This window comes from Paenibacillus sp. NPDC056579 (genome assembly GCF_042793215.1).
GTDB lineage: Bacteria > Bacillota > Bacilli > Paenibacillales > NBRC-103111 > Paenibacillus_S.
On sequence record NZ_JBHTVD010000005.1, the window covers coordinates 338,835 to 353,671 of the forward strand.

General features: G+C 52.1%; 13 protein-coding genes. 9 read left to right on the forward strand and 4 right to left on the reverse strand.

Going from position 1 to position 14,837, the window contains the following annotated elements:
* The first annotated feature begins 19 nt into the window (after window positions 1-19).
* The 6 genes from ACFQ88_RS21200 to ybaK all read left to right on the forward strand — a co-directional run bounded on the left by ACFQ88_RS21200 (window position 20) and on the right by ybaK (window position 8,227).
* Complete coding sequence (locus ACFQ88_RS21200) at window positions 20-142, forward strand: hypothetical protein (protein ID WP_379456436.1); 123 nt, start codon at window positions 20-22, stop codon at window positions 140-142.
* A 117-nt stretch (window positions 143-259) separates the two neighbouring features.
* Window positions 260-1,048 (forward strand): nucleotidyltransferase domain-containing protein, encoded by a 789-nt coding sequence (locus ACFQ88_RS21205; protein WP_379456438.1) that lies wholly within the window; start codon window positions 260-262, stop codon window positions 1,046-1,048.
* A 267-nt stretch (window positions 1,049-1,315) separates the two neighbouring features.
* Entirely contained in the window at window positions 1,316-3,880 is a 2,565-nt protein-coding gene (locus ACFQ88_RS21210; protein WP_379456440.1) for a glycosyl hydrolase family 28-related protein, read from the forward strand.
* A gap of 532 nt (window positions 3,881-4,412) precedes the next feature.
* On the forward strand, window positions 4,413-6,281 hold the full coding sequence (locus ACFQ88_RS21215; RefSeq protein WP_379456442.1) for a cyclic nucleotide-binding domain-containing protein: 1,869 nt from the start codon (window positions 4,413-4,415) through the stop codon (window positions 6,279-6,281).
* 116 nt (window positions 6,282-6,397) lie between these two features.
* Entirely contained in the window at window positions 6,398-7,630 is a 1,233-nt protein-coding gene (locus tag ACFQ88_RS21220) for an aminopeptidase (protein ID WP_379456444.1), read from the forward strand.
* A gap of 123 nt (window positions 7,631-7,753) precedes the next feature.
* On the forward strand, window positions 7,754-8,227 hold the full coding sequence (gene ybaK, locus ACFQ88_RS21225; protein WP_379456446.1) for a Cys-tRNA(Pro) deacylase: 474 nt from the start codon (window positions 7,754-7,756) through the stop codon (window positions 8,225-8,227).
* Window positions 8,228-8,229: 2 nt separating this feature from the next.
* On the opposite strand, the gene ACFQ88_RS21230 is transcribed toward ybaK, so the two are convergent.
* Window positions 8,230-9,762, reverse strand: a complete 1,533-nt coding sequence (locus ACFQ88_RS21230) for an MDR family MFS transporter (RefSeq protein ID WP_379456448.1) — start codon at window positions 9,760-9,762, stop codon at window positions 8,230-8,232.
* Window positions 9,763-10,106: 344 nt separating this feature from the next.
* Between ACFQ88_RS21230 and ACFQ88_RS21235 the strand changes: the two genes are divergently transcribed.
* Window positions 10,107-10,676, forward strand: coding sequence for a pyridoxamine 5'-phosphate oxidase family protein (locus ACFQ88_RS21235; protein WP_239631944.1), 570 nt, complete (start codon window positions 10,107-10,109; stop codon window positions 10,674-10,676).
* Window positions 10,677-10,909: 233 nt separating this feature from the next.
* Here the strand turns inward: ACFQ88_RS21235 and ACFQ88_RS21240 are convergent, their stop codons facing one another.
* The 3 genes from ACFQ88_RS21240 to ACFQ88_RS21250 form a co-directional block, all read right to left on the reverse strand.
* Entirely contained in the window at window positions 10,910-11,098 is a 189-nt protein-coding gene (locus ACFQ88_RS21240; RefSeq protein ID WP_239631946.1) for a sporulation histidine kinase inhibitor Sda, read from the reverse strand.
* A complete protein-coding gene (locus ACFQ88_RS21245; protein ID WP_239631947.1) occupies window positions 11,068-11,352 on the reverse strand; it encodes a hypothetical protein in 285 nt (94 codons plus the stop codon). The genes ACFQ88_RS21240 and ACFQ88_RS21245 overlap by 31 nt, the downstream gene beginning before the upstream one ends.
* A 206-nt stretch (window positions 11,353-11,558) precedes the next feature.
* The gene (locus tag ACFQ88_RS21250) at window positions 11,559-11,771 is read right to left on the reverse strand and encodes a hypothetical protein (RefSeq protein ID WP_379456451.1); all 213 of its coding nucleotides are present in this window, start codon (window positions 11,769-11,771) and stop codon (window positions 11,559-11,561) included.
* An 85-nt stretch (window positions 11,772-11,856) separates the two neighbouring features.
* Between ACFQ88_RS21250 and ACFQ88_RS21255 the strand changes: the two genes are divergently transcribed.
* Window positions 11,857-14,190 (forward strand): sensor histidine kinase, encoded by a 2,334-nt coding sequence (locus tag ACFQ88_RS21255; protein ID WP_379456453.1) that lies wholly within the window; start codon window positions 11,857-11,859, stop codon window positions 14,188-14,190.
* Window positions 14,187-14,837 carry a response regulator transcription factor gene (locus ACFQ88_RS21260; RefSeq protein ID WP_379456455.1) on the forward strand — a complete coding sequence of 217 codons (651 nt, stop codon included), beginning with the start codon at window positions 14,187-14,189 and terminating at the stop codon, window positions 14,835-14,837. Before ACFQ88_RS21255 ends, ACFQ88_RS21260 begins: the two co-directional genes overlap by 4 nt.

Genomic DNA, 14,837 nt, shown 5'->3' on the forward strand with positions numbered 1-14,837 from the left:
GTAGCAGGGAGGTGACAGGGTGAAAATGGAAATTTTGTCCCAGCCTGTCCGGAGTGTGCAGAGTGTTGAGGAACAGGCGGATGCGCATTGTAATACATTCGCCCTGTACGAAGAAGCGGGAATAAGCGATGATACTGCTTAAGGAGCATCACATAAGAGGTTAAAGAACCGGCACAAAAAAAGGAAGCTTCCCTCTGAAAGGCAGCCTGCCTTAACAAGACTGGGGTATACTAATATTGAAGAACAGGAGGGGCACACCATGATCGATCCCCATTATCGGCAGCTTATCATGCAAGAGCTTAGAAGAATAGAACAGGAGGAGCAGGTCCGCATCCTGTATGCATGCGAATCCGGAAGCAGGGCATGGGGGTTCCCATCTCAGGACAGCGATTACGACGTCCGCTTCTTATACATCCGGCCAGTCGACTGGTACGTATCGATATTCGACAAAAGGGATGTGATCGAGCGTCCTATCAACAGCATGCTCGATATTAACGGCTGGGATTTGAAGAAAGCGCTGAATTTGTTCCGCAAGTCGAACCCGCCGCTGCTCGAATGGCTGCAATCGCCGATTTTGTATGAAGAAACGTACACGGTGACCGAACGGATCCGCAGCATGTCGCCGTTAACCTTTTCACCCAAATCGTGCATGTACCATTATCTTCATATGGCCAAAAGAAATTACCGCGATTACTTGCAGGGGGATAGGGTGAGGCTCAAAAAGTATTTTTACGTCTTGCGCCCGATTCTGGCTTGCGAATGGATTGAACGGTACCATGAGATGGCTCCGATGGAGTTCGATCGGCTGGTTGAACGTTTGATTCCGGAAGAGAGCGAGCTGAGAAGCGCCGTCAACAACCTGCTCGCGCGCAAAAAATCAGGGGAAGAGCTGGACGACGAGCCTCGGATACAGTGCATCAATGACTATTTGGAAGAGCGAATCAGCCATTTTGAACAGGCTGCCAGGGAAGCCGAAGATCTATCGTACCAGCGCGATACGCAGCTCGATGAGCTGTTTCGGGCCGCATTGCAGGAGGTTTGGGGATAATAGAGAAAATAGAGCGGGGGCTGCTTCGGCAGCCCTTTCTTCGTTGTCGGCCTGTGCTGCAGCAGCTGATAAGCCGTTAGACGGGCGCAGCATTTCGTTTGCTAGACGGCATTAGCGACAACAGACCGTGTATGAATTTTGCGCAAAAACATCTGAATTTCGGTCATATACGTAAGGGGGGCAAGACTCCATAATGGATAGACATGCGCTTGAATAAGCTCTGGCTTGGAGGCATCAATCTATCGATAATGGAGGTTGCTTTGACATATGGAATCGCATCGACATACCGGCCCGGGAAGCGGATCATCCGCTGCAGGGAGCAAGGACACAGCCTGCGCAGGCGTGCTGAATTTAAAGCATAAGGAAATGACGGCGGGCACCATCCGCCATATTGAGCTGAGATATAATGTGAACGGCAAGGCAGAGCTGACTACGGAAGCCGAGCTTCATCCCGTCTATCCGAAGTGGGACGTTGTGTTTACACTCCCCAAAGGTATTCCGGCGTCAATCGAGGATGAAGTGTCCGTCATTGGCATGGATAAAAGAAAGCTGGCCCCAGATGAAATTAGCGCCGACGGCACAACGGTTACTCTCCGAGAGCTTGAGCTGCAGCCGAACAACGGCATCGACGTTCTTCTGTATCTTAATGCGAAGGTCATTCCGCCCGTTTGCGGGTCGGGGTATACTTTTGCGGCTGCAAGCGCCGTGCAAGGGAAGGGCTTCAGCCAAGGAACCGGCACGGAACAAGCGATATTGACAAGTGTAAGCACCGTGTCCGATTTGAAAAGGGTCATTCCGGTAGAGCGGTATTCCGAACCGGATTATACCCGTACGCAGCTATCGTGGATAACGCCGCAAGGGGCGGAGCATGTGAGCGTCGAGCTGTCCGACGACCGCGGAGCTAGTTGGAAAGAGGCCTCTTTTACTACGCAGCAGAGAATCGTTACTGCCGATGACGTGGACAAGATTCAAAGTATCAGCGGCCAGCTGGTGGACAGAAGATCGCCGAGAGAGGTCGTCGAGCTGGACCGGATTGTCGTCGGCTTGCACGAAATTCCTGAATATCCGCCCGGAACGCAGCTGACTATTGCCGATGTATCGAATTTGGGGCTGAACCGGCATTATATGTTCCGGCTGCGTGTAACCGGCGGAGACCACGCAGGCTTATCGAATACGGCAGCCTATTTCACGGGCACATTCAACATCGTCGATTATGGCGCGATTGCGGCAGAGCGGGCCGAAGACGCCGTCGACAATACGGAAGCGATCCAGGCGGCAATGGATGCTGCGGCGGCATCGGGAGGCGGCACCGTCTATGTTCCTCCGGGCATCTTCGGTCAGGGGACGATTCATCTGAGGAGCCATGTTTACTTGTACCTTGCCCCGGGATCGGTGCTGTGGGGATTGAGCGGCGCCATAGACGACAGGGGAGTCCGTCTGAACCAATATCAGGACGGGGGGCACAGCTTCCATCACAGCGCCATGTTTTACGGCTTGCGGCTCGATAACATTAAAATTATCGGAACCGGAACGATCCACGGCGGTACGTGCATGCGTACCGGCGACCCGGCCAGCGGCTCGGGGCTTGCCGACAAGCAGGTTTCCATTACGCTGTGCACCAACTACGAGTTCGGCGGATATGGCGCCCCGGAAGGCACGTACGAGCTCAGCGACAAAACCGATAAGCTGATTATCCAGCGGGTGGGACACTTCCAGCTGCTGTCCGGCGGTGTGGATTATATCGATATCCACGACGTTTATGTAGCGGACGAGGATACCGAGAAGCAATACGAGGACGGCAGACTGCTTGGATATGTCGGCGGTAAATATTCGAACCGCGATATTTTTGATCTGATGTCCGACAGTTACGTCTCGATCACCAACATTTATGCGGAATTTGCCGCAGACGATATCGTCAAGCTGGGCAGCGATTATGCGCTTGGCTTCGTAAGGCACTCGGGACATTACCGGGTGGACCGGATTGAAGCCTGGACTTGGTGTAACCTGTTCCAGATCGGCTCGGAGACGGTCGGCGACATTTCCAATATTCACGTCTCCAATATTACCGTACACCAAGCGGAAAAGTCCGGTTTCTCCATCTCCACGAATGACGGAACCGTAGTATCGAACTTGCTGCTGGACGGAAGCAATGAGATGACCGGCACCAAAACGCCGATTACCATGACGATCAGCAACCGGGGACGTCGGCCTGGCGGGCCTGAGGCTGCGCTTGTCGGAGGCATCAACCGCGTGACGCTGAAAAATATCCGGATTACCGAGGCAAGAGGCATCAAGAGCGGCGAAACGTGGGCTCCGACCATCAGCGGATACTTCAATGAAGACACAGGCGTCACGCATTATGCGGAGCACATCGCGTTGGAGAACATTAGCCTGGTGACCAAGGCGGCTCACCCGATCCGCACCCCCGCTCAAGTCAGCATGGGGCAGGAGCCGAGCGATCCTGTGAAGGATGCAGTGGTGCTGGAAATGCCGACCCGCTATCCGTCCGCGGCAGGAAATTACAATGTGCCGGCTCCAGGCCAGCGCCCGGCTTACGGCTTATATGCCCGCCATATCAAACATCTGACGATCCGGAATATGACGGCGGCTTATGAAGATGGGCACGATGACGGAAGATACGCCGTCGTCTTGGATGACGTTATCGATGCGGACATCGACCGTCTCAACCTGCCGAAGTTTAGCGCACACCACCATGCTCTGGTAAAGACGATCCGATCCGCAGGCATTCAAATCGCCAACAGCCGGCCGTTGGAGGATACGAACGGTACCACAGAGTTGACGGAAGCAGAATATCCGGCGCTGCACGAATAAGCCGAGCCGGTCATAGCCCTACTTGCACCTTATTGAACCGTTTGCCGCAGGCAGACGGTTTTTTGCCATGATCATCTTTTATGACAGTAAACATCATTGCTGAATAAGAACATTTGAAAACGCTTTCCCAAAAAACGCTCGAAGCTGCATCAAATCAAGCTATTTCCCTAGAAAAGTAGTCCATACGTATTCAGCATAGCTTCATATACTGAAAGTAGCTTCTCGCCAAGGAGGTGAATCTCATGTCCTGTCGTCATCATCATAAAAAACGTCATGGGAAGAAAGTCAAAGTCATCATTATCGCCAAAAAAGTCGTGGTTCTGAAAAAGAAACACAGAAAAATGCACAAGCACGGCTGCTAATCATTGCTAAGGAAACGCCTCGTGCAAACGGGGCGTTTCTCCTTTTTTTGGCCGATGCTCCCCCAAAAATTCCGGAAATATGCGATAATGGAGTAAGTACGGGAACCTGTCACTCGGCAGGTTTCTTTTATTTTAGAGGCTGGTCCAAAAGAGAGAGGCTGGAGAGAGGCATGTCTTTCGATATCGTTGAATTTCTTAAGAATCATACACTGCTCCACGGTGTGCCGGAGATGGAGCTCGCCAAAGCCGCTTCCACGATGCAAACGGTTCGATTCACGGAAGGCGAGTGGCTGATGCACGAAGGGAAGGAAGGGCATCACTGCTACTTCGTCCTCGAAGGGACGGTTCAAGTCCATACCCGCAGTCTGATCGGGAAGCAGGTCGTTCTTGCGGAGCTCGGTTACGGCGCTTTGATCGGGGAAATCGCTCTGATCCGCAATGAGAAGAGAACGGCCGGCATTAGAGCGCTGAACGATGTGACCGCATTATGTCTGGACCGGGCCGCATTCGAGAAATTGGCGGAAGCGAGTCCGCATTTCCACGAGAGCATGACCTACGCGGCGGAGCTTCGGATGAAGCACGGGATGCTGAGCAAAGCGTCCATCTGGTCGGCCATACCCGATTCGGAGCTGCGCGGGCTGGCCGAAATTACCGTAAGAAGGCGCGTCAAGCGGGGGGAGACGGTCCTGCGCGAGGGGGACCCCGCAGACACATTTTATATGATCAGCAGCGGCAGGTTCGAGCTGCGATCCGCCTCGGAGCGGCGAACGGTTCTCGGGACCGGAGATTATTTCGGCGAGATCGCTATGCTGACCCTGCAGCCCCAGACGGTGTCAGCCGTTGCCCTGGAAGACAGTGAGCTGCTCGTTATGGGGCGGACCGAGTTTCAAGCGATATTGAGCTATTATCCCCCGGTGAGAAGGCAGTTCGCAGAGGTGCTGCGTATCCGGAGGCCGGATTTGTCCATGGACGCATCTTACGGTTCACTAGAAAAGGACGGACAAGAAGCGGCTGTTTCTTCCCGCCGGGTGCCATCCGATACGGGGGGCAAAGTAAGCCGTCGCCCGGCGAGATGGATCGACCTGTTATTCGTGCTGGGCGGGGCTTTTGTCGGCTGTACGGTACTGGCCGTTTGGACACAGCATCCGCTGTGGCGCATAGCGGCTTTGCTGGTTGGCGGCATGGTCGGTCCCGTCACTTTTGTTGCCTATGTAAGGAGCTCGCAGCTGCTCGGCTTTTCGCCGGCCCGGCTGGCATCGGTCTTTCTTTCATCGGCGGCCGTAGCGGTTCCGCTCGCTTGGATGGCGGAACGGCATTGGCTGTTCGCCCGAACGGATAGCGCCGGCTTTTCGGAGTGGACCGTTCCCCTATCGGTCGCCTTTATCGAGGAGGCGGCCAAGCTGATCGTGTGTGCCGTACTGCTGAGAGGCGGCCGGATGAGGTTCCTGATGGACGCCGTTGTGTTCGGGGCTGCAGCCGGCATGGGCTTTGCGGCTATCGAGAGCATAGTGTACGGGTGGTCGTACGGGGGGCAGGGAGCGACGGGAGACATGCTGGCGGTGCTGTGGGTGCGGACTTTGCTGTCCCCGTTAGGACACGGTACATGGACGGCTATCGCCGCTGCCGGCATATGGTATGGATATAACCGGCGATCGGCGGCGCTGGCGAGAGGAAGCCGGGCATGGCTGCTGGCACTGGCTCTGCCCTTATCGGCGGTGCTGCTTCACATGCTGTGGGACTACCATTTTATGGTAGGTATTTGGCGTATGTTGTCTATGGTTACGGTCGGAGCAGGGGGCTTGCTTATCCTGTACTTGCTTATCCGCAAGGGAGCGCGGGATGAGGATATGGCGGTGACGGCACTTAATCCTCTGCTGCAGCACGAAGCGGCTGATGAAGCTCCCGGGCTTGGCGAACAGCAGGAGGCTAAAGCGCGCTCGCCTCTGATCTGCTCTGCATGCCGGACCCAGTCTCCGCCGGATGCCCGTTATTGCGCCCGGTGCGGACAAGCGTTAAAGCTCGGACGGCAGTCCGGCTGACGGGACATGCCCTGCTTTGAGGTCACGGTCCAAAGTGGTAAAATGAGACTTGATGTTTTCCTGCAAAAGCTCAATAATTGACCGGTGGACAAAATTAGGCAAAGGGGTACAAATAGATGGAATCCTTCGAGAAAAACCTGGAAAAATATGCCGAGCTCGTCATTAAGGTGGGCGTTAACATTCAGCCGGGCCAGGTGCTGTTTGTCGAGTCTCCGATTGAGGTAGCGCCTTTTACCCGTAAAGTGGTACAAAAAGCTTACGAGGCGGGAGCCAAATATGTTCAAGTCTCCTGGGACGATGAAGCGGTAACTCGTACGCGGTTCGAGTATGCGCCTGATGAATCGTTCGGATTTTACCCGGAATGGACAGCCAAAATGATGGAGCAGCTGGCCGAGGGCGGAGGCGCCCTGCTCAACATTAAAGTGCCGAACCCGGATCTGTATGACGGCATCGATTCGCATAAGGTCACTACGGCAACGCGTGCCGCTTCGGTAGCAAGACAAAAGTTTCAGGGCTACGTGCGCAACAAGTCGTTCAGCTGGTGTCTCGTCAAGGCGCCTACGAAAGCTTGGGCGTCGAAGGTGTTCGCCGACTTGCCGGAAGAAGAGCAGGTGCCAGCGATGTGGGACACGCTGTTCCAAATTAATAGAGTGGATACGGAAGATCCGGTAGCGGCATGGCAGGACCATATCGCCAAGCTGAAAAGCATGAGAGAACGGCTTAACAACAAAAAGTACAAGCGGCTTCATTACAAAGCGCCGGGAACGGATTTATCCGTGGAGCTGCCGGAAGGCCATGTTTGGTACGGCGGGGCCAGCTTTAACGATCAGGGCGTTTCGTTCGTAGCCAACATGCCGACCGAAGAAGTATTCACGATGCCGCACCGACATGGAGTGAATGGTACGGTGACGAGCACCAAGCCGCTGAATTTGAACGGACGGCTCGTCGACCGGTTCTCCTTCCGCTTCGAGAACGGGAAGGTGGTCGATTACACCGCAGAGGTCGGCTTGGAGTATTTGAAGGATTTGCTGGACACGGATGAGGGAGCGCGTTATCTTGGAGAAGTCGCTCTGGTGCCGCATCATTCGCCGATTTCCGATTTAAACCGAATTTTCTACAATACCGGAGTGGACGAAAATGCCTCCTGTCACTTTGCCGTCGGCAGCGCGTATCCTTTCACCTTGGAGAACGGGACGAAAATGTCCCGCGACGAGCTGCTGCAGCGCGGAGCTAACGTGAGCTTGACGCACGTGGATTTTATGATCGGCTCGTCCGAGCTGAGTATCGACGGAGAGCTGGAGGACGGAACGATGGAGCCTGTGTTCCGCAACGGCAACTGGGCATTGTAATCGGGCAAGTGTACAACTAAACCGCGAAAGCCCTTGATCGGCAAGGGCTTTCGCGGTTTTACAATGGATAAGATTCCGAGTTCATCGGATGTATTTGTTATTTCATGAAAAGAGGTGATTGCCATGGCAGCCAAAACCAATGCAAGCCGCATCCTCGATAAGCTGAACATTCCGTATACATTGCACGAATACGAGTGGGACGAGGATCATTTGGACGCCCATACCGTAGCGGACAAGGTGGGTCTTCCTTGTGAGCAGCTGTTCAAGACGCTCGTGCTGCGGGGAGACAAAACCGGTATCGTTATGGCGTGCATTCCCGGAGATAAGGAGCTTGATCTGAAGAAGCTTGCCGCCGCAAGCGGCAATAAGAAGGCGGAGATGGTGCCGGTCAAGGACATCGTCACATTAACCGGCTATATTCGCGGAGGCGTGTCGCCACTCGGCTGCAAGAAGAAGTACCCGCTCTATATCGAGCGTGCGGTTCTGCCAATCGATACGGTTAGCATTAGCGCCGGCAAGCGCGGTCTGCAAATTTTCCTGAAAGGCAAGGATTTGGTCAGCGCCTGCGAAGGCATCGTTTCGGATATTACGATGTGAGTCTACGCAGACTTCTTATCGGAAGAAGGCTGCACCAGCCGATGATTGCCCATCCACAAACTGGCGGCAAGGGCAAGTACAACGCAGACGGCGCCGGCTGCGAACACGGCTTGCAGCGCGTCGCTGAACACGAGCTGCAGGCTCTCCAGTATGGGCTGCGGCAGGGCAGCCCTGGCTCCGGCGTCGAGCAGCAGCTGGGGATTCGCGTACTGCTGCACTTGATCGGCCGGAATCGACCGGCCTCCTTGCAGCAGTCCCGAAGCCGTACGCGCCGCCAGCAAGGCGCCAAGGACACTTACGCCGATCGTTCCTCCGATCGAGCGGCAAAATTGACTCATCGAGGTCGCGACTCCTCGCATATTCCATTCGACGGCGCTTTGAGCCGCCGTTCCGAGTGCCGGGAACACGGCCCCCATGCCCAGGCCGGTAAGGATCAGAGTGATGACGATTTGCGTCATCGTGGTCTCGATCGTCATCCGGCTTAGCAAGCAGAATCCGGCCGCCATGAGGAGAAAGCTCGGAATGAGGATAGAACGGTAGGAGAGCTTGCTCATAAGCCTGCCGCATAATGTAGAGGTTATTGCAGATGCGAGCATGAGAGGCGTTAACGTATAGCCTGCAGCGGAAGGACTGAAACCGATTACGCCTTGTACATAGAGCGGAATATAGGCGATTGCGCCGAACATAGCGGCGCTTATTAGGAAGCCTGTGATGCTGCTCGACGCAATCAGACGATGGCGAAATAAGGCAAGCGGGATCAGCGGCTCCTTGACTTTCGTTTCCATCCATAGGAATAGGCAGAGCAGCAAGACCCCGGCTGACAGCAGCCCGATGACCGGTGCGGACAACCAGCCGCTGCCCGCTGCGCCTGCATGCGGTTCTCCGCCAAGGACCAGGGCTAGAAGGACGGCGACAATAGCGCTTGTAAAAGTTATTGCGCCAAACCAGTCCACATGGCGTTGTTCGCTGCCGGTCCGTTCTTTCAAAGAGAATGCAATCAACAGAAGTGCAGGAATGCCGATAGGCAGGTTTAAGTAAAATACGGAGCTCCAATGCGCATATTGCACCAGAATTCCGCCGACGGTCGGCCCAAGCAAGCTGGCCAGCGTAAAGACGGCGCTGAACGTCCCCATAAATTTGCCCCTTTGTTCCGGAGGGAACAGATCCGCCATAATGGTAAAAGCAATCGGCATCAGAGCGCCGGCGCCGATGCCTTGAATGCCTCTGCTTACGATCAAGCCGGTCATGCCGGTGCTGAGCCCGCACAATACCGAGCCTGCAAGAAATAGCAGCATCCCGATGATATACATCGTTTTACGGCCATATACATCCGCCAGCTTGCCGTACAAAGGCATGCTTGCTGTGGAAGTCAGCATATAGATGGAGAAAACCCAGCTGTAATCGGATAAGCCGCCGAGCTCCTTGACGATGGTGGGCATAGCGGTTGTGACTACGGTCTGTTCGATCGATGCCAATAGTAATCCCAGGATGAGGCCGGTAACTATAATGCGTTGTTTAAATAAAGAATAAGGCATGCTTCACACTCCTCGCATATTGGTTATGACGTGGAAGCTGCCCCGCGGTAGCAGCACAACTAACTATAGTGAAAAAAGGCAAAAAAGAATAGACTTTTTCTTGCCATTGATCTATCATATAGATAGAGTACGCCCCTAATCTTAATTTACCTTTATTTTCCAAATGCGATAAAAAGCTAAGGCAGCAGAGAACCCGCCAGGTCTCCACTGCCTTTTTTGCGTCATCTTATAACTTTATCCTATAGAATAATTCGTAAAATGTATTTTACAAGCGCAGAGCGGCAAGCTCATAATAGGAGTAACTCAAATTGTGATTCCAAAATATTGAAAATGGGGTGTTCCGGATGGGCAAGCAGTTTCCGTCTATGCTTCCTGAGCATGAGGAGTTTATTCGCAAGCAGCGTATCTTTTTTGTTGGATCCGCACCATTGGATGCGGAGGGGCATGTCAATCTTTCGCCGAAGGGCCACGACGTGTTCCGTATTTTTTCTCCGACGGAGGTCGCTTATTTGGATTTGACCGGCAGCGGCAACGAGACAAGTGCACATGTGGAGGAAAACGGCAGGCTCACCTTGATGTTCATAGCCTTTGAAGGACCGCCGATGATATTGCGTCTATACGGAACCGGGCGTGTTATTTTACCCGAGATGCCGGAATGGGATGAGCTGGCGGGGCATTTCGACCTGTTGGCGGGGGCGCGCCAAATTATTTATTCGAACATTCATGCGGTCAAGACCTCCTGCGGCTACAGCGTTCCCTTCTTCGATTATTCGGGCGAAAGAGAAACGCTGCAAAAATGGGCCGCTCACAAAGGAGAGCAGGGATTGCAAGCCTACCGTCAAGAGAAAAATACAGTTAGCATGGACGGTAGAATGACACCTATCGGACGCAGCTTCGCTTCAGCGGATCAGTAACCGTGCGGGTACAGCGGTGAACAAATAAATAGCCCGGTCCTCGAAGCAGCGGGCTTCATCGCCTCTTCGGCCGGGCGGCTGCGGCAGGCACGCAAAGGCCTGATATTACGCTATGCCTCATCCTATTGGTGAATAACTGTGAAAGCTGCTGGAGGTAGAACGGATCGATTGATTTAAATATGGTTCGACATTTAATTTCGTATTTACCGTGGGTGTTGTAACAGGGGGAGAGGTTATTCCATCCAATAATTAGGCACTTGTACCCGGGAAGGCTGGCAGAGCTTGTCTGCACCGACCACACCGTGCAGCTGCCGTTTTTCTATTTCAGTGATCAGAAGGCGGATAAAATCCGGATCCAGCTCCATTCGCACCGCTTCCGCATAACAGTAGATTAATTCTTTGTCTCCAAGCGAGTTATACATTCCATCTGCGCTCCTTTTACATCGTAGACCCTCATATCGATTCGTCTTGCGGCCGCTTCGGCAACCTGTTTGAACTTATGGGCTCTGCGTACGATTTCCGCCGACAGCTCCTGCAAATAAGGCTCGCATGAGAGCGAGTCCGGCAATTGCAGAAGATGCTCTCTATGATTATAGAGAACGGTTTGAATGGCGAGAGTTAAGTACGCTTCATCACCGGGATCTTCATTATGGAAGAGAGATTTGCAGGTATTCATATATTCCCCACAATTACCAGATTATTGTTATTTTATTATATAATAGATTGTACAGCGTTTGAGTGCAAAAAAATTGCACACGCGTACATACATATTTGCATTTTCCGCCTTATCATTTGACAAAAAATGAAAAGAGATTGCATATTCGGACAGGTCCATAATATACAATCTCTCTATCATTTGGTAAAATAATGAAATAACTAGAATTAATACCAGTTATCCAAAACGTTAGCTTTCTTTATGTAATCGCTTGTTGTCCGGGAAAGCATCTTCATCACGGCTTGTCCTTCCTGAGCCGTTAAAGACCAGGCTTGAGCCCAATCCGTGTTTTGAAACAGACTTGCTACTTCTTGAGAATCCATTTGTTTCAATCTGCGCACCGCGTCCTGTAATCCTTGAGAGTAAGTTACAGCTACCATGAGAACAACCTCACCTTCTACAATATATTTACATTTATTACATATTTATTATATCACTTTTTTTGGAAAAACAAGGGGGATTTTGATGAAAAAGCAAGTTTTTTTTCGATTATCCATTTCCTTGTTAGTGGTGGTTCAAATTTGGCTGACCTATGTGACGTTTAGCCATCCGTATCTTGGCGTTTTAGTGACGGAAAATAGTCGCGGGGAGTGGATTATCGGGAAGCTGGAGCAGGGGAGCACCAGCTTGCTGATGAATCTGCAGGTCGGAGATAGACTGATCGAGGTAGACGGAATGCCGGCCGCAGAACACGGGACGATACGAAAATGGAAGGCAGTGGAGCAAGCCGAGAGCTTGGTTGTGGAGCGAAACGGACAGCTGCTGCCCGTAGATGCCGGTCACAGAAAGGTATATGTCGGCACGGATTTTTACCCGGTTATCGGCGAAGCTCTTTGCTTGTCCCTCGCCATAGTATTGTACCGGAAAGCGGGGAATTCTTCATCGGCCCGTTACTTATCTCTGGTTTTTGTTAACATCGGAGTCATTTTTGCCAGCTTCGGAGCTTCAGTAAGAGGCGATACGCTGGGGAAGTTTTTAATATATTCGCTCATGCTGCTGCTGCCGATCGTCTTCCTTCACTTTTTGGTCGTCTTCATGAAGGAAAAGGGACAAATTCAATTTCCCTCGAACTATTTGCGCTATCTGTATTTTATCGTAGGGGTGCTGGTTTGCCCCGCATTGTGCTATCTTGTACCTGATTTGACGGGTTATTTTTATCAGCTGAGCAGCCAGTTTATCATACCGTTTTTTTTATTCGGCATGCTGCTTAATTTTAGCTTTTTGGCTTATGTTTTTTTCAAGTTCCGTAAGCAAGCCTCGTATTTGACAACCATTATCAAAACGGTATGGTGGGCGCTGGCCGTCTCCTTTGTGCCTTTTATCTTCTTGTCGTTCGTTCCGAAACTGCTGCAGTCAGAGCCTGTCGTCATACCCTTATATACGTCCTGGTTCGTGCTGGTGTTTCCAATTTCCTTCGCCTATCTGATCATGTCCAAGCAGCTGTACGACATTGATCTCGTTGTGCGCCGAGTCGTATTTACGACCGTAATCGCTGCTGTTCCCAGTGCATTACTTACGGGGATCATCGCTATGATTTTCAGCGAAACCGCGTCAGCGAGCCATTTGCTGTTCAGTTTCATGTTCACCTTGATTCTGCTATCCTTCGTCATTTACTCACTCGAATATTTCGCAACCAAGCTGCAGCCCATCATGTTTCCGCGCAAATACCATTTACAGAACGCTTTAAAGAAAATTGCCGTCGATTTGCAATCGATCTCCAGCTTCCGGGAGCTGAAGGAGATCGTTCTCGTAGATATAGTGAACACGCTGGAGGTATTCGGCGCAGCCATCGTGTTCCAGTACAACGACAGAATGGAGACCGTCCTTGCAGGAGATATATCGCTGGAGGAAGCGGAGTCACTGGCTGCAGAAGCAGCCGAATCCGAAACCGAATCCATGCTGACCCGCTTGGACATTATCCGCCATGAAGAATATGCGAGCTATTTGATTCTGACCCGAAAAAAGACGAACACGTTCCTCGGGATGGAGGAAGTGCAATGGTTAAACCTGATTATTTCATATCTCGCTGTCAGCCTGGAGAATATGCATTTGATCGGTAAGCTTCACTTGAGGCTTCAGAGCTTGGCAGCCCGGCTGCCTAACGAGCAGGCTTCCCAGGATTTTATCTGGTTTCGCAAGCTGATGTTCGAGCTGCAGGAGGCGGAGCGCAAGCGCATTGCGACCGATATTCACGATACGACGCTGCAGGATTTGTTTTTCTTGAAGAAACGGTTCAGCTCCTTGATGGATACGACGAATTTTTCCGAAGAGGACCAAGAAACCATGAGCAATATTATCGATTATGTGGAGATTATCAATACGAATTTGCGCCAAAGCTGCTTCGAGCTTCACCCGCATTTGCTGTACGAGATAGGGCTGCTTCGAACGATACAGAAGGTGTTCGAGCAGGAGGCTGCCTTTTGCCCGTTTCAGCTTGAATTTCACGCTATTGGCGCCGAAGAGGCGGAGGCGTGGGACTTGGACCGAAAGCGGCACTTCTTCCGCATTATTCAGGAGCTGTTGAACAATGCGAAAAAGCATTCGCAGGCGACGAAAGTAAGCATGAAGATTACCATCGAGGACGATATGCTGCTGCTGTTTTACGAAGATGACGGCGTAGGCTTTAACTTGCACAAGGCGAGAGATGCGGAGCTCGAGATCGGCACATCAGGAATTGGGATGGAGCAGATGAAGAGCCGTGTATTGTATATGGACGGGCAAGTGGATGTTAGGACAAGCCGGGGGAAAGGGCTTCAAATATGGATTTCATTACCGATAAAGGGGGCGGTTCTCGCTTGAGCAGCACGTTGACGGTGTTCATTGTAGACGATCATCCGGTTATGGCCAATGCAACGAAAACCATTCTCGAGCAGGTGGAAGGAGTACGAGTGATGGGGACGGCCAGCAGCGGGGCCGCATGTCTCGAGCTTGTCGCCAAATACCGGCCGGAGCTTGTATTTCTGGATTATCATTTGCCGGATCAGTTCGGAAGCAGTGTGGCTAAACAGCTAAAGGAGCTTTACAAGGACATTCACATTGTTATTTTCACTGGAGTCGACGTGGCCGATATATACAATCATTTGCTCGAGATAGGGGTTAGCGGCATTATTTCCAAAGAATCCGGGGAAAGCGCCATCCTGAATATGGTCCACTGCATTATGAACGGCTGTACCATGGTGCCTCTGTCGTATTTCAGCAAAATGAGGCTTGTCACCGGTCTGCCCGCGCAAGAGGCGGTACTGACGAACGATGAGGTTCGCATTATGTCCCTTCTCGTCAAGGGGGCTACACACGAGCAAATAGCTCAGGAAATCTATGTGAGCAAACGGTCGGTGGACAATTATTTGAAGAAAATATACGACAAAATGGGCGTTAAGACGAAGGTTCAAGCATTGGAGCAATTCGTTCAGAGCAAATATTATACCGAAGCGAACAGGGGAGAGTAA